Source organism: Nocardioides sp. Z21_20, from assembly GCF_059766585.1.
Genome location: NZ_JCBAJX010000002.1, coordinates 219,432 through 239,148, shown reverse-complemented (window position 1 = coordinate 239,148; position 19,717 = coordinate 219,432). Strand labels below are relative to the sequence as shown.

The window sequence follows — 19,717 nt, the reverse complement described above, 5'->3', positions numbered from 1 at the left end:
CGTGCACGTCATCGCAACCGCCGGCCACGTCGACCACGGCAAGTCGACGCTGGTCGAGGCGCTCACCGGCACCGACCCCGACCGGCTCGAGGAGGAGCGCCGGCGCGGGCTGTCCATCGAGCTCGGCTACTGCTGGACGACGCTGCCCGCGGTGGGCGACGTGGCGTTCGTCGACGTGCCGGGGCACGAGCGGTTCATCTCGACCATGCTGTCGGGGATCGGCCCGGTGCCCGCGGCGCTGCTCGTCGTCGCCGCCGACGACCCCTGGATGCCCCAGGCCGCCGAGCACCTCGCCGCGCTCGACGCCCTCGGCGTGCGCCACGGGGTCGTCGCCGTCACCCGCGGCGACCTCGCCGATCCGGCACCGATGTGTGCCCGGGCGGCCGCCGAGATCTCCGCTACGACGCTCGCCGGGTCACCCGTGGTCGTCGTCAGCGGGCGCACCGGGCAGGGTCTCGACCAGCTGCGCGCGGCGTTGGGCGAGATGCTGCGGGCGGTCCCCACCAGCCGCCCCGAGGCCGACGTCCGCCTCTGGGTCGACCGGCGCTTCACGGTCAAGGGGGCCGGCACCGTGGTCACCGGCACCCTGCCCGCGGGCACGATCCGGCGAGGCGACGCGCTGGCGCACGCCGCCGGGACGCTGCGGGTGCGTGCGCTGCAGTCGCTGGGCGAGGCGGTCCCCGAGGCGAGCGGCGTCGCCCGGGTCGCGCTCAACCTCACCGGCGAGCAGGTCGGCTCCCTCGAGCGCGGGTCGGCCCTGGTCACTCCCGGCGCGTGGCACGAGACCACCCAGCTCGACGTCCGCGTGAACGGGGACGCCGGCGACGTCCCGACCGAGCCGATGCTGCACGTCGGGGCCGCCGCGGTCGCGGTGCGCGGTCGCCCGCTGGGCGCCGGGCACCTGCGGATCACCCTCGACCGGCCGCTGCCGCTGCGGGTCGGTGACCGGGCGCTGCTGCGCGATCCCGGCAGCCGCCGGGTGTGGGGGGTGCTGGTCCTCGACCCGATGCCCCCCGCGCTGCGCCGCCGGGGCGCAGCTGCCGAGCGCGCCGAGGTCCTCGCCGCGCTGAGCGGCGAGCCGGACCCCGCCTCCGAGCTCGAGCGGCGGGGAGTGGTCCACGCCGACGTGCTGCGCCGGATCGGGGTCCCCACCTCCGAGCCGGGGTGGCTGATCAGCCCCGAGCGCGCCGATCAGGCAGCCGCCGAGGTGGCCCGGGCGGTGCGCGAGCACGACCTCGCCCACCCGCTGGACCCCGGCGTCGCGCTGACCGCGCTCGCCGAGCGGGTCGGGCTGCCCACCGCGGAGCTGGTGGCCGCCGTGGTCCGGGCGCCGCTGCGCGTGCTGCGCGGCCGGGTCGTCGCGCCCACCGCGGATGGCCCGCCCAGCGAGCTGGTGAGCGCCATCGCGGCGCTGGAGGCCGAGCTCGCCGAGGCCCCCTTCGCGGCGCCGACCGCGGAGCGGCTGGCCGCCCTGGGCCTGGACACCAAGCGCGTCGCCGCGGCCGCGAGGGCCGGCCTGCTGCTGCGGCTGGCCCCGGGGATCGTGCTGCTTCCCGACGCCGCCGAGCGCGCGGCCGGGCACCTGGCACAGCTGCCGCAGCCGTTCACGACCAGCGAGGCCCGGGTCCGGTTGGGCACCAGCCGGCGGGTGGCGCTCCCCCTGCTCGAGCACCTCGACGCCCGCGGGCTGACCCGCCGGCTGCCGGACGACCGCCGGACGACGTCAGTCGGGGCTCACGCGCAGTAGTCGCACTCCCCGGTGGCCGGCAGCGCCATGTGGCAGTTGGGGCACAGCGGCACGGCCTTCTCGGCGATGCGCTGCTTGCGCAGCCGGTCACGCAGCGTGACGACCTGGGGCGTCAGCGTGGCGACGCCGCCGTGGTCGGGCATCTCGGCGCCGAAGTGGTGGTGGCAGGCGAGGCGCTCCTCGGCGGCGTGGTCGTCGTGGTTGTCGGGGGCCTGGCCGTGGATCTGCGAGAGCGCCTGGGCGTAGCCGTTCCCGACGCTGCCCGAGGCGTTCACGCACAGCGCCGAGAGGATCGGCTCGCCGCGCTCGGCGCAGTCCAGGGCGACCCGGGTGAGCACGTCGCCGATCCAGTAGTGCATCAGCTGCCCGGTGCGGATCCCGGTGCGCTCACGGACCAGCCCGCCGAGCTGCTTGTAGGTGACGATGGCGCCGTAGCGGCCGGCCGTCTCGATGAGTACGGCGCGCGCGGCCTCGGCCCACTCCTTGCGAGCGACGTCGATCCCGATCTCGGCGGCGTCACGCCAGGCGCCGTTCGGGGGCTCGGCCAGGTCCTTGGAGGACGCGCTGGTCGAGAACACCTCGTAGCCGAGCTCGTGCAGCACCGTCGCGGCGCCCTCGCGCCCCTCGGGGAACTGCGCGGCCTTGGCCGGCGTACCGGTGGCGAAGCCGTAGGCGACCCCGACGATCGCCATCGCGTCGTAGGCCTTCGCGTTGTGCCACAGGAAGTACTCACGCGTCTTGCCGAAGCCGTGGCGGGACAGGAACCCGTCCTCACCGCGCTGGTCGTACTCGTCCATGGCACGTTCGACGTGCTCGCGAGTGAGGGAGGAGAAATTCAGCATGCCCTCAGATTAGAGTGCGCCGGCCCTCGACCGGGCATCCTGGCCGGTGCACGGCGGGACCATGGTCTCTACCTACCCCGGAGAACGGGCTCTTCAATGGGGCGCGATGAGTACCGCCGTGACCAGTGCCACGACCCGCCCGCGAGGATCGCGCCGCATCGCCAGCCTCTTCCCCGAGCAGCACGGCGCCTGGGCCTTCCTCGTGCTGCCGCTGGTGCTGGGCGCCCTCGTCTCCCCCTGGACCCCGTTGCTGCTGGTGCTCGGGCTCGCCTGGGTCGCGGCGTACCCGATGTCGTGGGCAGCCTCGGGCCTGGTCCGGGCGCGCCGCTCCCAGCGGTTCCGCCGGCCCTTCGTCCTCTGGCTCGCGCTCGCCACGCCCCCGGCGCTGCTGCTGCTCCTCGCCCGGCCGTGGCTGGTCTGGGTCGGCGCCCTCTACCTCGTCGGCCTCGCGGTCAACCTGCACTACGCGAGTCGCAACCGGGAGCGCGCGCTGGGCAACGACCTGGTGCTGGTGGCCGAGTGCGCGCTGATGGTGCCGGTCGTGCGCGCCCTCGCCGTCGGCGAGCGGACCTGGCTGCCCCCGCTCGAGGAGCTGGCCACCGTCCGGCTCGCGGTGGTCACCGCACTGTGCGTGCTGGTCCTGCTCGGCTCCACGCTGCACGTGAAGTCCCTGATCCGCGAGCGTCGCGATCCTCGCTTCGCCCACGTCTCCCGGGCCTTCGCCGTGGCCTCGGTGCCGGTGGTCCTGGCGCTCGGCGCGCTCTGGGGGCTGCCGGCGGGGCTGTGGCTGGTGCCCGCGTTCGTCGTGCTGGCGGTCCGCTCGTTCGTCGTGGGCCGGCGCCCGATGCGTCCGGCCCGGATCGGGCTGATCGAGCTGGCCGGCTTCCTTCTCGTGGTCGCCGGCCTCGTCGTCGCCCGCTGGGCCTAGCCGGCGAGTCCGCGTCGGGTGGTCCGGCGACGGGCCATCGCGACCATGGCCGCACCGAGCACGAGCAGGCCGAGACCGGCGCCCGAGAGGGCCGCCAGGTTCGCGTCCGCGCCGGTGGCCGGCAGCTCGGGCGTGGAGCTCACCGGAGCGTCAGGCGTGGCCGGCGTGTCCGCGGTGGGCGTCGGGGGCTGCTCGACCGGGGGCTTCCCCGGCACGTTCACGACGGGGGTGCCGGGGTTGCCCTCTACCGGCTCGCAGTCCTCGGGCGTGCCCAGGTCGCCGGTGAAGACGGTGCGGGCGCCGGCGGCGATGACGTAACCGGGCTTCGCGAAGGCGGTGACCTCCCACTTCCCGGTGGCTCCGTCGCCGCGGGTCAGGACGTAGCGCACACCCTCGGTGACCGCCATGCTCAGCGAGCCGGCCGTGTCGCAGTCGGCCTCGGCCTTCACCTGCGGCGCCACGGGCTTGACCTGCACGAGGCAGTCCAGCACCGACGAGCGCTCAGCCACGGTGAGCTTCCAGGTCGAGGTGCCGACCAGCCGGTGGCCGGGAGTCGCGGTGGCGGTGACCAGGTAGGTCCCGGGGCCGGCTCCGGCGGGCTGACGGGTGTAGCGGACCTTGTCGGTGTCGGCGGGCACCACGAGGGTCCCGTCGCTCTCGCAGGTCGCCGGGGTGACGCTCGGCGCTGCGGCCGTCACGTCCACGAGCACCGGGTCGCAGGCGGGGAAGGTGGTCACGCCGGTGCGAGCGGAGCCGGTGTTGGCGTTGGCCCAGCGCAGGCCGACCTCGAGGGTGAGCGGGGTCGTCGCGCTCACCGTCTCGGAGAACGTCCGCGCCTGGTCCGGCGCGAAGGTGGTCCCGACCGGGACGACGGCGCGGGAGCTGGAGCTCACCGTCGCGGTGTTGCTCGCGTCGGGGTCCTGCCAGTTGCGTACGGTCCAGGTGACGTCCCAGGTGCCCGGCGTGTCCCCACACACCACGGTTCCCATGACATTGACGTGGTGCGCCGAGGCCGGCCCGGCGAACAGCACCGATCCGAGCACGGCCAGACAGACGGACAGCGCCGTCGTCACGATTCTTCTCACTTGCATCCCCCACCCAATTGCGCCACGAAAGAGGTCCGTGGCCCGGCCGACGGTAAGCGCGAAGTCGGGCCGGCGAGGGCCAGAGGCAGCGATGTGTCCCGGACGTGGCAAAGACGTGTCCTGGGACCGGCAGATGTTCTCTCCCGTGCACTACGCCCGGCTCCCGTGCACTGCGCCCGGCTCCCGAGCCGGCCCGTTGGACGACCTGCACAGTGCGGGTGCGGGAGTTGGTGACCCGGGCCATGATGGGGCCGGCACCACGACCCAGGAGGCTTGCCGATGCAGCTGGAGCTGTCCGCCGAGGACGCCGCGTTCCGCGAGGAGATGCGCACCTTCTTCACCACCCAGGTCCCCCAGGAGATCCGCGACGCCGTCGCGCACCGCCGTGAGCTGACCCGGGAGCAGTTCGTCGAGACCCAGCGCATCCTCAACGCGCACGGCCTCGCCGTACCGCACTGGCCGGTCGAGTGGGGCGGGCGCGACTGGAGCGAGCTGCGCCGCCACATCTGGCACGAGGAGATGCAGCGGGCGTTCGTGCCCGCGCCGCTGGCCTTCAACGCCACCATGGTCGGCCCGGTGATCGCCGCGTTCGCCTCCCAGGAGCTCAAGGAGCGCTTCCTGCCCGGCACCGCCAACCTCGACATCTGGTGGTCGCAGGGGTTCTCCGAGCCCGACGCCGGCTCCGACCTCGCCTCGCTGCGCACCAGCGCGGTGCGCGACGGCGACGAGTACGTGGTCAACGGCCAGAAGACCTGGACCACGCTCGGGCAGTACGGCGACTGGATCTTCTGCCTGGTGCGCACCGACCCCGAGGCCAAGAAGCAGCGCGGCATCTCGTTCCTGCTCATCGACATGACCAGCCCCGGTCTGACGGTGCGCCCCATTGAGCTGATCGACGGCGGCCACGAGGTCAACGAGGTGTGGTTCGAGGACGTGCGGGTGCCCGCGGGGAACCTGGTCGGGGAGGAGAACCACGGCTGGGACTACGCCAAGTTCCTGCTCGGCAACGAGCGCGTCGGCGTCGCCCCGGTCGGGGCCAGCAAGCGGGTGCTGGCCCAGGCCAAGCAGTGGGCCGGTCCGCTGCTCACCGAGGACCCGCTGCTGGCCGCCCGGGTCGCCGAGCTCGAGAACGAGCTGCTGGCGCTCGAGCTGACCGCGCTGCGTGTGGTCGCCGACTCCGCCGACGGCAAGGCCCACCCCGCCTCGTCGGTGCTGAAGCTGAAGGGCACCGAGCTCCAGCAGGCGGTCAGCGAGCTGGTCGTCGACCTCGCCGGTCCGGCCTCGCTGGCCTCCGGCGCGGGCGACGACTCCGACCTGCCCGAGTGGGCCCGACGGTCCACACCGGTCTACCTGAACCTTCGCAAGGCGTCGATCTACGGCGGATCCAACGAGATCCAGCGACAGATCATCGCAAAGACGATCCTGGGACTCTGAGGGGCGACGAGATGGACTTCGAGTACGACGAGGAGCAGCTCGCGCTGCGCGACGCGGTGCGCGGGCTGGTCACCAAGACGTACGCCGACTTCGAGGAGCGCCGCCGCGCGGTCGCCCAGGAGCCCGGCTTCGACGAGGCGCTGTGGGCGCGGCTGGCCGAGATGGGGGTGCTCGGGCTGCCCTTCGCCGAGGAGGACGGCGGGATGGGCGCCGGCCCCGTGGAGGTCGGCATCGTGGCGGGCGAGATCGGCCGGTGCCTGGCCCCCGAGCCGTTCCTGACGTCGGTCGTGCTGGCCGGCGGCGTGGTGGCCGCGGCCGGCAGCGCCGAGCAGCGCGGCGAGGTGCTGGGCGCGCTCGCCTCCGGGGAGCGTCTGCTGGCCTTCGCCCACGCCGAGCCGGGCAGCCGCTGGTCGGCCTCGGCCGTCGCGGTCACCGCCACCCAGACGGGGACCGGCTGGGTGCTCAGCGGCGTCAAGGAGCCGGTGCCGCACGGTGCCCGCGCCGATCAGCTGGTGGTGAGCGCGGCGCTGCCTGAGGGCGGCACCGGACTGTTCCTGCTCGACCCGGACTCCGACGCCGTGACCCGCACGGGGTACCGGACCCACGACGGCGGGCGGGCCGCACGGATCACCTTCGACGGCGCCGCGGCCACCGTCCTCGGCGAGGGCGGCGACCGCGGCGACGTGATCGCCCGCGCCCTCGACGCGGCGCGCATCGCGGCCTGCAACGAGGCGATCGGGGCGATGGAGTTCGCCCTGGCCGCCACCACCGACTACCTCAAGAGCCGCAAGCAGTTCGGCGTCACCCTCAACACCTTCCAGGCGTTGAACTTCCGGGCCGCGGACATGTACGTCTCCCTCGAGCTGGCCCGCAGCGTCGCGCTGTGGGCGTCGATGGTGCTGGTCTCCGGCAGCCCGCAGGAGGTGGCGGAGGCGGCCTCGCGGGCGGCGCTCCAGGTCAGCCGGGCCGGGCGGCACGTCGGCCAGGAGGCGATCCAGCTGCACGGCGGCATCGCGATGACCGCCGAGTACAGCGTGGGCAGCTACACCAGCCACCTGACCGCGCTCGACCACCTGCTCGGTGACGGCAACCACCACCTGGCCAGACTGGCGGCCACGGTCGGCGAGCACCACGAGGTGGACCCGCTGGGCTGAGGCGGCCGGCTCACGGCCCGAACAGCTCGCGCACGTCGTCGGCGTCGATGCCCGTGGTCATCGCGGCGCCGCCGTCGAGCACCTGGCCGAACAGGGCCGCCTTGCGCTCCTTGAGCGCCATCACCTTCTCCTCGATGGTGTCGGTGGCGACCAGGCGGTAGACCATCACCGGCCGGTCCTGGCCGATCCGGTGCGCGCGGTCGACCGCCTGTGCCTCGGCGGCGGGGTTCCACCACGGGTCGAGCACGAACACGTAGTCGGCCTCGGTCAGGGTCAGCCCCACCCCACCGGCCTTGAGGCTGATCAGGAAGACCGGCGCGTCCCCGCCCTTGAAGTCGGCGATCACCCGGCCCCGGTCGCGGGTCCGGCCGTCGAGGTAGACGGTGTCGATCCCCTCGGCGTCGAGCCGGGCGCGCACCCGGCTCAGGAAGCTGGTGAACTGGCTGAAGACCAGTGCCCGGTGGCCCTCGGCGACCAGCTCGACGAGGTGCTCGACGAGCACGTCGAGCTTCGCGGAGCCGATCCCCTCGTGCGCCGGGTCGAGCAGCGCGGCGTCCAGGCTGAGCTGGCGCAGCCGGGTCAGCGAGCGGAAGATCGCGACCCGGTTGCGGTCGAAGTCCTCGACCAGGCCGAGCACCGCCTGGCGCTCGCGCTGCAGGTGGGTCTCGTAGACCTTGCGGTGCTTGGCGCCGAGCGTCACCTCCAGCACCTGCTCCTGCTTGGGTGGCAGGTCGGAGGCCACCAGCTCCTTGGTCCGGCGCAGCAGGAACGGGCGGATCCGTCGCTGGAAGCGCGTGAGCGCCGCCTGATCGCCCTGCTTCTCGACCGGCACCACGACGTGCTGGGTGAACTTCTTGGGCCACGGGTAGAGCCCCGGCGCGACGATCGAGAGCAGCGACCACAGCTCCATCAGCCGGTTCTCGAACGGCGTGCCGGTGAGGGCGAGGCGGAACGGCACGTCGAGACGGCGGACGGCCTGGTAGGTCTTGCCCTGGTGGTTCTTGACCTGATGGGCCTCGTCGAGCACCAGACCGCCCCAGCCCAGCGCGGCGTACTCCTCGGCCTCCAGGCGCAGCAGCGTGTAGGAGGTGACCACCACGTCGGCGCCGGCCACCACGTCGCCCAGCGCGACGCCGCGCTTGCGCCCCGAGGAGGTCACCGTGCGGACGTCGAGCTTCGGGGCGTGCCGGGCGGCCTCGTGCGCCCAGCCGGAGACCACGCTGGAAGGCGCGACGACCAGGAACGGACCGGCCCCGTTGCCGCGGGCGTGGCTGATCAGGGCCAGCGTCTGCAGGGTCTTGCCGAGTCCCATGTCGTCGGCCAGGATCCCGCCCAGGCCGGCCTGCCAGAGGAACGCCAGCCAGCGGAACCCGTCGAGCTGGTAGCCGCGCAGCTCGCTGACGATGCCCTCGGGCTCGACCTCGGGCAGACCGGTCAGGTCGCGCAGCGCCTGCGCCGAGCGCACCCAGCGCGCGGCCTGGGCATCCACGATCCCGAGGTCGGCCAGCTCGCCCCACAGCCCGAGGTCGTGGCGCCCGACCCGCACGCCCTCGCCGTCCTGGTCGACCAGCTCACCGGCCGCGCGGACCAGGTCGGCGAGCCGGGTGAGCTCGGGGTGCGCGGCCGACAGGTGCGTCCCGCTGGGCAGGAAGATCCGCTCCTGGCCCAGGGTCAGGGCGGCCAGCACGTCGGCGAGCGGGACCGACTCGCCGTCGATGGTGATGGCCACCGCCAGGTCGAGCCAGTCGGTGGGCCCCGCGTCGTCGGCGCCACCGCCGTCGTCGACCAGGTCGAAGCGGATGTCGAGGTCGCCCTGGGCCTCGCGGTGCTCGGGCTCGACGCCGTGCTCGACGACCTCGACGAGGGGCTCGGCGCGCAGCGCGGGCAGCACCGTGTCGACGAAGGCCAGCACCTCGACGTCGACCAGCTCGCGGCGCGCCAGCGGCTCCCCGTCGGCGCCGGCCAGCAGCTCGGCCACCGCCGGGGCCAGTCGCAGCCGGTCCAGGTGGGCGCGCTCGGCCCGCACCCGCCGTACGTCGCGCAGCCCGTCCTCGCTGTCGAGGGCGAAGACCCGGCGCTCGTCGCCGACCTGGTAGCGCCAGCCCCACTCCAGCGCGACGCGGAACGCGCCGTGCCAGGTCACGGCCACGGTGAGGACCGGCGGGTGCTCCTCGGGGACGGGCACCGACCCGTCGGAGGAGACCACCTCGAGGTGCCGACCCAGCCGCGGCAGGTAGTCGGTGGTGAAGCGCTCCCGCTCGCCGGGCGGCACCAGCACCGCCTCGCCGCCGCTCAGCAGGCGGCGCATCGGGTCGGGCAGGAACCTGTCGGTGGGGGCCAGCAGCAGCCGGTGCCCGCCGGGGCCGGGACCGAGCAGGGCGACCCCGTGACCCCCGACCGGTACCACCCGCTCGGCCGGCCACCAGGTCTCGCCCTGGCGTACGCCCACCTCGAGCCGCGTCTGGCCACCGGCGTCGACGACGTCGGCGAGCACCGCGACGGGCTCATCCAGCAGCTCCACGCTCGCGATCGTCCCCGCGCCGACGAAGACGATCCCCGCCTCCCGGGCCCGGCGCAGCAGCAGCCACAGGGCGGGACCGAAGTCGCCGAGCTCGGGCTGCGCGGCGGCGGAGTAGTAGTACGCGTCTCCGCGCGAGGCACGCGCCAGCTCCGCCAGCACCGCCATCTGGGCCCGGTCGCGGGTCGAGGAGTAGCCCGCCCGGCCGACGTCGGCCCAGCCGATGCCCGACTTGATCCACCGCTCCCGGGCGCCGCGCTGGACGGGTCGCATCCGGATCCCCGGGAGCTGGCCCGAGCGCGCCGCTCGCAGGTCGAACTGCAGGCCCAGCGGCTGGGCCGCCTCGGCGGCCCGCGAGCCGTCGAGCTCGTCGAGCACCGCCTCCAGCTGCACGCCCCAGCGCGGGACCGCGTGCAGGTGCCGGGGGCTCTCGGGACGCCCGCGCAGGGCGATGATCGCCGCCGCCGCGTGCTTGCAGTTGACCATCACCGGGCAGGTGCAGTCGCCGTGCGCGAGCACCCGGCCCCGCGAGCGGACGACGATCACCCCCACCTCGTAGACCATCGCGTGGCTTCCGGCCACCGTCGCGGAGACCACCAGCTCGTGGGGGGCCTCCTCGACCACCTCGACCCGGCGCACGCGCTCCTCGCGGGCGTAGGCGCGCGCCCGCTGCAGCGTGGCGCTGCCGAAGGTCACGTGGAGCGCCGCGTCGTCGAGCGGAGCCAGCAGAGGGTGCACGTGGCCGATTATTCACCGCCGGGGCAGGGCTCGGTCCCGGTCCTCCACAGGGCCCGGCGAGGTCGGGCGTGGCAGGCTCGGCGCATGCACATCGAGCGGGTCGGGTTCGCGCCGGTCAAGGGCACCGCGCACACGGCGTACGACGAGGTCGTGCTGGACGCGCACGGACCCGTGGGCGACCGCGCGCTGTGCCTGGTCGACCCCGACGCCGCCCGGGTGCTGCGCACCGTGCAGCACCCCTCGCTGATCGCGGTCACCGCCCGCTACGGCCAGGGGCACCTGGAGGTGGTGCTGCCCGGCGGCGAGTCCGCGAGCGGGGCACCGCGCCCCACCGGGGAGCGGTTGACCTGCGACTACTGGGGTCGCCCGGCCGAGCTGGAGCTCCTGGACGGGCCGCACGCCGCGCTGCTCGCGTCGTACCTCGGCGCACCGGTCCGTCTCGCCGCCGTCGCCCGCGGCCAGGTGGTCTACGGCGCGGCCGTCACGCTGGTCTCGAGCGCCTCGATGCGCGAGCTCTCCAGGCGGCTCGGACGCCCGGAGGTGGCCGCGCAGAGCGCCCGCTTCCGCGCCACCGCGCTCCTCGAGGGCCTGAGCGCGCACCAGGAGGACGACTGGCTCGGCAGGGAGGTCGCGCTCGGTGACGCCCGGGTGCGGGTGCGCCAGCGTGTCCCGCGCTGCGCCGTCGTCGACCTCGACCCGCGCACCGGGCGTCGCGACGCCGGCGTCCTCCGGGCGCTGGCCGACTACCGGCCGCGCTTCACGACCGGCGAGCTGTGCTTCGGCGTCGACGCCGAGGTGACGGTGCCGGGCACGATCCGGCCCGGGGACGCCGTCCGGGTGCTGGCTCAGCCCGGGGAGTGAAGACCCGCGTCGGTCAGCTGCCACACCCCGGGACGCCCGGTGACCATCAGACCCTGGCGGGCCAGCGACTGACGCGCCTTGCGGGCCGCGTAGCGCCAGCGCAGCTCGCCCTCGGGGGTGGTCTCCTCGTCCCCGGGGAGCAGCCGGCCCTCCAGCCGGGTCGCCAGCTCGCGCATCACGTCGTCGGTGTCGAGCTCTCCCCCGGCCCCCTGCAGGACCGCGACGATGTGCGGCTCCAGGGTCTCGACGGGGGTCCATCGGTGCTGGACGCGCTTGATCGGCGCACCCGGCGTCCGGCGCACGGTCGAGCGGCGGACCGGCTTCGCGGCGACGGGCGGCTCGACCACCGGCGTGGGTGGACGCCCGTGGGGGCACTGAGACCTCGGAAGGTCACACAGATCGCAGTAGTCCTCGGCTGACGCACTCATCGCGGACACTCTAGTCGGCCCCCACGGGCGCGGTTGCCCCCTGGGTGACGATCCGGCAGTGCCTCAGCGGACCCGGCCGAAGAAGACGCTGCTGGACCAGATCTTCGCCTTGTGCACCCGCGAGCCGGAGTTCGGCGAGTGCCAGATCTTGTTGTTCCCGGCGTAGATCGCGGCGTGGTAGACGTTGCCGCCGCTGTGGAAGAAGACCAGGTCGCCGCGGCGGGCGCTGGAGCGCTTGATCCGCTTGGCGGCCCGGGCCTGGGCGTCGGAGGTGCGCGGCAGCTGCTTGCCGGTGGCCTTGCGGTAGACGTACTGCGTCAGGCCGGAGCAGTCGAAGGCGTTGGGGCCGGTGGCGCCGTAGCGGTAGGGGTCGCCGGCCTGGTTGCGGGCGACCGCGACGACCCTCTCGCCGCGCTTCTTCAGGGCTTTGGCGCCGATCGCGTCGGCCGGGGCGGAGGCTCCGCCGGCGACGACGAGGGTGCCGGCCAGCATGAAGGCGACGACCAGGAGCAGGGCAAGGGAGCGGGCGCGCGACAGCACGCCGATACGGGCGTTGTTCACAGTGGTTCCTCGGCACCGCCTGCGGAAGGAGTCCTGTCGGATTCGGACGCCGTGCCCGGTCGAGCGCTGCTCGACTTCACCCCGAGCCCTCACGGTGGTCTCACCGCTCAGGCGTGCTGCTTGGGTCTCCCGCGCCCGTCTCTGCACTTCCTTGGGTCGTGTTCAACCTGGCGACGTGACGGGCCTCGGCGCGGTCCAGGCGGCTCCGGCGGAGTGCGGAGCATTTCGTCTGCGCGGGCGCGAGTAGCCCGGACAGAAAATCGATGGTGCCACCATCGGCCACCGAAGGGCAATCCTTGGGGGGTGGCGATGTGCACCACAACTTCGCCACAACTTCGCCACAGCCTCACACCAGCGTCGGCACGATCATCGGGGTGCCGGCCACCGGGTCCTCCACGATCAGGCAGGGCAGCCCGAAGACCTCCTCGACGAGCTCGGCCGAGAGCCGCGACGACTACCTGCACCAGGTCGTGTGGTCCCCGGACGGGATGCTCGCGGTCGCGCGCGGCGGGAGTCACCGCTTCCTGGGCCCGACGAGGCACTGTGGGTACGCCGCGGTGCGGTGTTCGCGGCCCGCGGCTGCGACCGCCAGACGGTCTACCGGGTGTGCCTGCGCGAGGTGCCGCCGGCGGTCCAGGAGGTCCCGGCCGGCACCCTGACCATGGACGGCGCCGCCGCCGGCGTGATCCGACGCCTCGGCGGACCCGGCCTGTCGCAGCCCGAGTGGTCGCCGCCGCGCTGTCCACCGACCCGGCCGACGAGACCAGCCTGGAGGCGTGGGCGACCCGCCTGCACACCAGCGTGAAGAGCCTGCAGCGCGACTTCATCCGGGAGTACGCACTCTCCTTCACCGCGTGGCGCACCCGGCTGCGGCTGCAGGCCTCGCTGGCCCTGCTCGGCCTGCACCCGGTCACCGAGACCGCCCACCGGGTGGGCTACTCCAGCGCGTCCGCGTTCGTGGCGGCGTTCACCAAGGAGTACGGCGAGACGCCCGGCCAGCGCGCGGCCCGGATGCGTCGCGGCCTCTGAGACCCGGGCAGCCTAGGCGCCGAGGACCCAGTCGATCTCGAGGCTGGTGGGGCGGTGGTGGATCCGGACGTCGAGGCCGCTGTTGGTGCCGGACGGCGGGACGGGTGGTGGTGGGGCCGTGGAGTGGTGGGTGTGGCCGGTGGGGGTGGTGACCTCGACGGTGTGGCGGGTGTGGGGTGGGCTGGTGGTGCGGTGGCGCCAGCCGGGGGCCTCTTTGGCGTAGTTGCAGGCCGCGCACAGGCCTTGGCCCTGGTTCAGGGTGGTGGTGCCGCCGCGGGAGCGGGGGGTGACGTGGTCGCCGTGCCGCACGGGCGCGTCGCAGTACGGCGTGCGGCAGGTCTCGCCGTCGCGGGCGAACAGCAGCCGGCGCAGGCCACCGGTGAACAGCTGGGCGCGGGAGTCCATCGCGACCAGCGCCCCGTCGGCGGGGTTGGCGTACAGCCGCCGGATCGCGACCTCAGCGTCGGGGTCGCCCAGCAGCGTGGCGACCACCTTGGCGGGCACGGGGCCGTAGCCGACCAGGTGTGCGGGCGTGGACTGGTCGGGGTCGAGGAGCATCTCGGCGTTCATCACCAGCTGGATCTCGATGCGCCGCCCACGCGCGGTGGCGGGCTGGTCGAGTCGGGTGAGGAGTTCGTCGGCCATGATCTGGTCGCGGGTGCGGGTGTCGCCGCAGGCCTTGAGATGGTCGGCGCGCTCGGCGAGGGCCTGCATCGCCACGATCGCGTCCCAGGCCGGGACGTCGGCGCTGATGCGGACCATCCCGTCACCCAGTCCGCGGTGGGTGACGCGGCGCCGGGCCCGGGCGCGGGTGGCGCGCTGGGCGGCGCCCTCGGCGTCGAGGGCGTAGGCCAGGCGGCGGGTGGCCAGCATCACCTCACGGTTCCCCATCCCGGCCAACTGTGGGGCGAGGGTGGAGTCGAGCTGGGCGCGGTCGGCGCGCGACAGGTCGGCGCTCTCGCGGGCCAGGATCTGCGCGCGGTGCTCGTTGAGGTCGCCGCGGGCCAGCGCGGCCAGGGTTTCGGGGAGGTCCTCGACCAGCGCGACCGCGAGCGTGACGTGCTCGCGGGCGGCGTGTGGGGACTCCCGGCGTGCCAGCGCGACCTCGTGGGCGACCCCGCGCCCGCACCGCTGCGCCGGGACGCCTCGGGCGGTGTCCTCGGCGCGGCGCCGTGCCGCGAGGTCCGCGGTCAGCCGGGCCTTGGCCGCGGCCGCCGCGGAGGTGAGCCGCTCCAACCCGGCCAGTTCGTCGACCAGCGCGGCATCGCTGAGCCCCGCGGGCTCGACCGCGGCGAGGATCTCGACCCAGAACTCACCCGGCCGCTCGGCTGCCTCGGGCACGGGTGCGTCGGCAGCGTCGTCGCCGCCGTTCAGCCCGTAGTCAGAGAGTTCAAACATAGGACCGATTATAGTCAAATCGGCACCCCGAGGTAACCCCCGCAAGCCAATCTGTGGAGAACTTCTCGGCCAGCATTTCCGCAGGTCATAAGGGCTGTGGGGCTCAGGCCGCGGCCTGCAGCCGGGCCGCCAGCCGATGGCACGCGGACGCCGCCGGCTCGGCCAGTCGCCCCGCCAGCGCGGCCACCATCTCGGCGTCCTCGGGGCCCAGCAGCCCGGCGATCGCGTCGAGCCGCCCGGGCCGGAGCAGGACCGCGGCGCAGTAGGGCCAGATGTCGACGTCGCCCGGCACGCTCTCGACCTCGCCGTGCTCGACGATCTCCAGCGCCTCGAGCACCAGGTCGAGGCCCCCACCCATCGCGTCCAGGACGTCGACGCGCACGTCCGAGGCGAAGCCGCAGCCGGGTGCGAGGTACGTGTCCGGCCTGTCCGGGGTCTGCTGCAGCAGGTGCAGCCACTCCCCCGGTGACGCCGCCACCGCGCCGGCGAGCTCGGGCGACACGAGCAGCGGCACGCCCTCGAAGATCGTCTCCTCACCCGCCGGGACCAGTCGCCCGAGCACGGTCTCCCCTCCGAGCACGAGCGCGGCCGCCCCGGTGTCGAGCGTGGTGACGGTGTCGTGGGTGGCGAGATCCTCCCAGCTCAGCCTGCCCCGGTCCGCTCCCTGGAGCCGGTAGCCGCCCATCGCCGCACGCAGCCATGGGTCCATCTCCTCCCCGGCACGGCGCAGCTCCCGGGAGGCGACCCGGTGCACGAAGTCCTCCAGGCCGCCGAGCTCGTAGAGATGCAGCTGGCGGTAGACCCAGTCGTGGTCCATCACCTGGCTGATCCTGTCCACCCGGTCGGCCCCCGGTGGGTCCGCGGAGTCCTCAAGCAGGTCGAGCGCCAGGTCGAGGGCCGCGCTGCACCGCTCGCGGCTCGTCGCGTCCGCGTGCTGCAGGGCCTGCGCCAGCATCCAGCGCGAGGTCACCCAGGCCGGCCGAGCCGGGCCGAGCTCGACGAGCTGCTCGAGCGCGAGCACCCGCCACGGGCGCCAGAACGGCCTGCCATCGGGACCGACGGGGTGGGCCCGCATCAGCTGACAGGCGAAGGCCGCGTCGCCGGCCACCTCGGCCCGGTCCGCGGCGACCAGGATCCGCCAGAGCTTCGCCAGAGGGTCATCCGCCGGGAAGGGAGTGTCCGATGCGGGGCGGGCGCGGCGCCGGGGAGGTCGTGATCTCGACATGCCCCCAGCAAAGACCCGCCCCGGTGTTGCCACCAGAGCCAGTTTCGAACCTGTGGAGAACTCGCCCTCAGCCGCGCGGCACCGCGGCGTGGTCCAGCGCGCAAAGCCGCTGGAAGGCCACCGCCACCGCCATCAGCACCGCCGGCACCAGGGTGAACCCGATCAGCAGGGCGTCGAGCGCCCCGTCGCTCTGAGCCACGCTGTCGCCGTCGACCGCCGAGACGAAGCCGCCGATGGCCAGCACGGCGGAGTAGACGTAGGGCCCGATCGCGGTGCCGACCGCCTCGGTCGCGGTCCACACCCCGGTGTAGGCGCCGGCGCGCGACGTGCCGCGCTCCTCCGCGGCGGCGACCGCGTCGGGGACCATCGAGAAGGCGAGCAGCTGCAGGCCGGCGAAGGAGATGCCGAGCAGGACCACGATCGCGACGGTCGCCGGGACGCCGAGCCCCTTCCCGAACAGCAGCAGCACGCTGCCGAGGATGAAGAGCACCTGGGCCAGGAGCAGGCCGCGCTGCTTGCCGAGCACCCGCGAGGCCGACATCCAGACCGGTCCGGCGACCACGGCGGGGCCGAGGAAGGCGCCCATCAGGACGGCGGTGAGACCGCTGTCGGCGAGGACGTACTCGGCGTAGAACGGGACCGCCGCCAGCACGAGGTGGGTGGTGGTGCCGGTGAACAGGTAGGACAGCGCGAGCAGCCGGAAGTCCCGGTCCCTCCAGGCGAGCACCAGGTCGGCGCGCGTGGAGTGGGCCCGCTCGTCGGGCATCCGGAAGCCGCAGGTCTCGGTGAGCCGGCGCACGCCCCGGATGGCCACCAGGCCGCTGAGCACCATCAGGGCGCCGAGCAGCAGCGCCATCCGGGCATAGCTGCCGCGCTCGCCGTCCTCGACCAGCGCCGGTGCCAGCACGCCGGCGAGCAGCAGGCCGACGGTCAGCAGCAGCATCCGGACCATGAACACGCGGGTGCGCTCGTGGTAGCCGACGCGCAGGTCCGACGGGGTGGTCAGGTAGGGCACCTGGAAGCAGGCGAAGAGCAGGTTGCCGACGATGTAGAAGCCGCCCACCCACAGTGCCGCCCAGCCGCCCGAGACGCCGTCGGGCACCGTGAACATCGCGGCCATCGCCAGGGCGAGGAACAGGCCGACGCGCAGCATCTGGCGCCGGTGGCCGACGCGGCGTGCCCCGCGGTCCGACCAGGTGCCCAGCACCGGGTGCACCACGGCGTCGATCACCTTGGGCACCAGCAGCGTGAGCCCGGCCAGCAGCGGCGACACGCCCAGGGTGTGGGTCAGGAAGTAGAGCAGCAGCAGCCCGGGCACGGTGACCCACACGCCCATCCCCAGTGAGCCGGAGCCGTAGGCCAGCAGGTGCGGGGTCCGGGCGCGGTTGTCGTGGCTCTCGCCGGTGACAGCGACCGGCTCGTGGGCGGTGCTCATCTGCGGGCCCCGTCCCGCTCGGTGTGCCGGGCCACCGCGCGGGCGGCCAGCTCGGCGCCGGCGAAGGCGCCGGAGCCGATCCGGGCGGCGAAGGTGCGCGCGACGATCCGGTCGGTGAGCGCCGGCAGGTGGCGGGCCAGGAAGAACTCGACCGCACCGCGCCGGGTGGTGGGCAGGTCGCGGCGGGGCCGGCGCGACAGCGCGGCGTGCAGCACCGCGTCGACGACGCCCTCGAGCGGCTCGTAGCTGCTCATCCCCTCCAGCGACAGCCCGGCCGACGCGGTGGAGTCGTGGATCGGGCTGCGCACCGCAGAGGGGTAGACACAGGTCACGCCCACGTGGGTGCCGAGCTCGAGGCGCAGCGCGTCGGCGTAGGCCACCAGCGCGCGCTTCGAGGCGCCGTACGCCGCGGCGAGCGGCAGCTGCATGACCGCCATCCGCGAGGTCAGCATCACCACCCGCCCGCGCGAGGCCACCAGCGCCTCGACGCAGGCGGCGCTGACCCGCCAGGTGCCGAGCAGGTTGATGTCGAGCTGGCGGCGCACCTCGGCGCCGGGGGCGAGCTCGGCGGGCGCCGGCCCGCCGATGCCGGCGTTGTTGATCAGGATGTCGAGGCCGCCCAGCGTGGCGATGGCCTCGGCGACCGCGACGGGCACCGCGTCGTCGTCGGTGAGGTCGCAGGCCAGCACCCGGACCGGGTCGTCGGGGCGAGGTGCGACGTCGAGGCCGACGACCTCTGCCCCCAGGGCGCTCAGCTCGGCGCAGATCGCGCGCCCGAAGGTCCCGGACGCGCCGGTGACCAGGACCCGCAGGCCGGTGGCGTCTCGGCGGCTCATGCGGGCACCTTCCCGTCCGCGAATCCGGGGGCGCCCTCGGCGAGGCGGCGCCGGCCGGCCTCGATCTCGCGCGGGATCCGGGCGACGTACTCGTCGAAGTCGATGCGCATCGCCGGGCGCTTGTCGCCCCAGCGACCGCGGGCTGCGGCCAGGGCCCGCTCGGCCGCGCGGCGCCGGGCGGCCGGATCGGGCAGGGCGTAGTGGCCGCCGATGTGGGCGGCGAAGAGCTTGGCCTGCGCCTCGACGACGGGCAGCGCGGCTCCGGTGGACTGCATCAGCCCGACGAAGCCGAGGGTCGGCTCGTCGAGGTGGAAGACACGCTCGTGCAGCAGCAGCGACTCCGGGTCCTCGCCGAGCCACTGCGCGGACAGGAAGGGGATCGTGACGCGGTAGCCGGTGGCCCAGACGATCACGTCGACCTCGTCGCTGCTCCCGTCGGTGAACACCACCCGGGAGCCGTCGAGGCGCTCGATGCCGGGGCGGGCCACGACCTCGCCGTGGGTGAGCCGGTGCAGGATCGTGTCGCTGATCGTCGGGTGGTTCTGGAAGAGCCCGCCGGCCGGCGCCGGCAGGCCGTAGCGCTGCGGGGTGCCGACGGCCAGGCGCAGCATGGTCTGCGCGACGACCTGTCGCACCCGCCAGGGCAGGGCGGACAGCGCGGCTCCGGTGGCGTCCGAGGGGCGACCGAAGAGGTACTTGGGCACGATGTGGACACCGTGCCGCGCCGAGAGCAGCACCGGCCCGCTGCCGACGTGCGAGGCGTCGACGGCGATGTCCATCGCGGAGTTGCCCATCCCGACGACGAGCACCCGCTTGTCGGCGAACACATCGGCCTCGCGGTAGTCGTGGGCGTGCAGCTGGGCGCCGGCGAAGGTGCCCGGGTACGCCGGCGAGGGCCAGCGCGGGTCCCAGTTGTGCCCGTTGGCGACGACGACCGCGTCGAAGCGCTCGGTCCGCGCGCCGTCCACCGCGACCTGCCAGCCGCCGTCCTCGCGGCTGACGGAGGTCACCGTGGTGTGGAAGCGGATGCGCTCGAGCACGCCGAAGGTGCGGGCGTAGTCGGCGAGGTAGCCGGCGACGAGGTCCGCGGAGGGGTAGTCGCTCCACTGCGTCGGCATCGGGAAGTCGGCGAACTCGGTGCGGCCCCGGCTGGTGTTCAGGTGCAGCGAGGCGTACGCCGGCGAGAGGCCGCTGCTGTTGTCGCGGACCCAGAGCCCGCCGGGCCGGTCGCCCTTCTCATAGGCCACCACGTCGGCGCCGACGTCGAGCAGGGCCTTCGTGGCGGCCAGGCCGGCGGCTCCGGCACCGATCACCGCCACGCGCGCGGGCGAGGGCATGCGTCCTCCTTGGGGGATGGCGCCGGGTGGGGCGAGAGCCGTCCGTGGACACGGGGCTGTCCGGCCGCACAACCGTAGAGGCCCGTCGCGGCACTGAACATGGCCCGAGGCACCGCCTGGGGGCGTCGCGTTGTGGCGCGCCACAACCGGCGGCTGTCACG

General features: G+C 74.2%; 16 protein-coding genes. 6 read left to right on the top strand and 10 right to left on the bottom strand.

Annotation, left to right across the window (positions count from 1 at the left end):
- Position 1 precedes the first annotated feature (1 nt).
- On the top strand, positions 2–1,747 hold the full coding sequence (locus tag AC6EH9_RS04770; RefSeq protein ID WP_498421077.1) for a SelB domain-containing protein: 1,746 nt from the start codon (positions 2–4) through the stop codon (positions 1,745–1,747).
- On the opposite strand, the gene AC6EH9_RS04765 is transcribed toward AC6EH9_RS04770, so the two are convergent.
- The gene (locus AC6EH9_RS04765) at positions 1,735–2,589 is read right to left on the bottom strand and encodes a ScoMcrA-related endonuclease (protein WP_498421075.1); all 855 of its coding nucleotides are present in this window, start codon (positions 2,587–2,589) and stop codon (positions 1,735–1,737) included. The genes AC6EH9_RS04770 and AC6EH9_RS04765 overlap by 13 nt on opposite strands.
- Positions 2,590–2,707: 118 nt before the next feature.
- Between AC6EH9_RS04765 and AC6EH9_RS04760 the strand changes: the two genes are divergently transcribed.
- A complete protein-coding gene (locus AC6EH9_RS04760; RefSeq protein WP_498421073.1) occupies positions 2,708–3,517 on the top strand; it encodes a YwiC-like family protein in 810 nt (269 codons plus the stop codon).
- Here AC6EH9_RS04760 and AC6EH9_RS04755 read toward each other — a convergent pair.
- Complete coding sequence (locus AC6EH9_RS04755) at positions 3,514–4,590, bottom strand: LPXTG cell wall anchor domain-containing protein (RefSeq protein ID WP_498421071.1); 1,077 nt, start codon at positions 4,588–4,590, stop codon at positions 3,514–3,516. The genes AC6EH9_RS04760 and AC6EH9_RS04755 overlap by 4 nt on opposite strands.
- 291 nt (positions 4,591–4,881) lie before the next feature.
- Here AC6EH9_RS04755 and AC6EH9_RS04750 point away from each other — a divergent pair, with 291 nt between their 5' ends.
- Entirely contained in the window at positions 4,882–6,036 is a 1,155-nt protein-coding gene (locus AC6EH9_RS04750; RefSeq protein WP_498421068.1) for an acyl-CoA dehydrogenase family protein, read from the top strand.
- An 11-nt stretch (positions 6,037–6,047) separates the two neighbouring features.
- Entirely contained in the window at positions 6,048–7,190 is a 1,143-nt protein-coding gene (locus tag AC6EH9_RS04745; RefSeq protein WP_498421066.1) for an acyl-CoA dehydrogenase family protein, read from the top strand.
- 10 nt (positions 7,191–7,200) lie between these two features.
- Here the strand turns inward: AC6EH9_RS04745 and AC6EH9_RS04740 are convergent, their stop codons facing one another.
- A complete protein-coding gene (locus AC6EH9_RS04740; RefSeq protein ID WP_498421064.1) occupies positions 7,201–10,446 on the bottom strand; it encodes a DEAD/DEAH box helicase in 3,246 nt (1,081 codons plus the stop codon).
- 84 nt (positions 10,447–10,530) lie between these two features.
- Here AC6EH9_RS04740 and AC6EH9_RS04735 point away from each other — a divergent pair, with 84 nt between their 5' ends.
- The gene (locus AC6EH9_RS04735; RefSeq protein ID WP_498421062.1) at positions 10,531–11,307 is read left to right on the top strand and encodes an MOSC domain-containing protein; all 777 of its coding nucleotides are present in this window, start codon (positions 10,531–10,533) and stop codon (positions 11,305–11,307) included.
- Here the strand turns inward: AC6EH9_RS04735 and AC6EH9_RS04730 are convergent.
- A complete protein-coding gene (locus AC6EH9_RS04730) occupies positions 11,292–11,654 on the bottom strand; it encodes a hypothetical protein (protein ID WP_498421060.1) in 363 nt (120 codons plus the stop codon). The two genes, AC6EH9_RS04735 and AC6EH9_RS04730, sit on opposite strands and share 16 nt — an antisense overlap.
- 144 nt (positions 11,655–11,798) lie before the next feature.
- Positions 11,799–12,296: a C40 family peptidase gene (locus AC6EH9_RS04725; protein ID WP_498421058.1), complete on the bottom strand. Its 498-nt coding sequence runs from the start codon at positions 12,294–12,296 to the stop codon at positions 11,799–11,801.
- Positions 12,297–13,019: 723 nt separating this feature from the next.
- Here AC6EH9_RS04725 and AC6EH9_RS04720 point away from each other — a divergent pair.
- Positions 13,020–13,325: a helix-turn-helix transcriptional regulator gene (locus tag AC6EH9_RS04720; protein WP_498421056.1), complete on the top strand. Its 306-nt coding sequence runs from the start codon at positions 13,020–13,022 to the stop codon at positions 13,323–13,325.
- A 12-nt stretch (positions 13,326–13,337) separates the two neighbouring features.
- On the opposite strand, the gene AC6EH9_RS04715 is transcribed toward AC6EH9_RS04720, so the two are convergent.
- From AC6EH9_RS04715 to AC6EH9_RS04695, 5 genes are all read right to left on the bottom strand, one after another.
- Positions 13,338–14,723 carry an HNH endonuclease gene (locus AC6EH9_RS04715; RefSeq protein ID WP_498421054.1) on the bottom strand — a complete coding sequence of 462 codons (1,386 nt, stop codon included), beginning with the start codon at positions 14,721–14,723 and terminating at the stop codon, positions 13,338–13,340.
- Between the two features lie 103 nt (positions 14,724–14,826).
- On the bottom strand, positions 14,827–15,948 hold the full coding sequence (locus AC6EH9_RS04710) for a hypothetical protein (protein ID WP_498421052.1): 1,122 nt from the start codon (positions 15,946–15,948) through the stop codon (positions 14,827–14,829).
- A gap of 67 nt (positions 15,949–16,015) precedes the next feature.
- Complete coding sequence (locus AC6EH9_RS04705) at positions 16,016–17,383, bottom strand: MFS transporter (RefSeq protein WP_498421049.1); 1,368 nt, start codon at positions 17,381–17,383, stop codon at positions 16,016–16,018.
- A complete protein-coding gene (locus AC6EH9_RS04700; RefSeq protein ID WP_498421048.1) occupies positions 17,380–18,219 on the bottom strand; it encodes an SDR family NAD(P)-dependent oxidoreductase in 840 nt (279 codons plus the stop codon). The genes AC6EH9_RS04705 and AC6EH9_RS04700 overlap by 4 nt, the downstream gene beginning before the upstream one ends.
- On the bottom strand, positions 18,216–19,556 hold the full coding sequence (locus AC6EH9_RS04695) for a flavin-containing monooxygenase (protein ID WP_498421046.1): 1,341 nt from the start codon (positions 19,554–19,556) through the stop codon (positions 18,216–18,218). The genes AC6EH9_RS04700 and AC6EH9_RS04695 overlap by 4 nt, the downstream gene beginning before the upstream one ends.
- Positions 19,557–19,717: the final 161 nt, after the last annotated feature.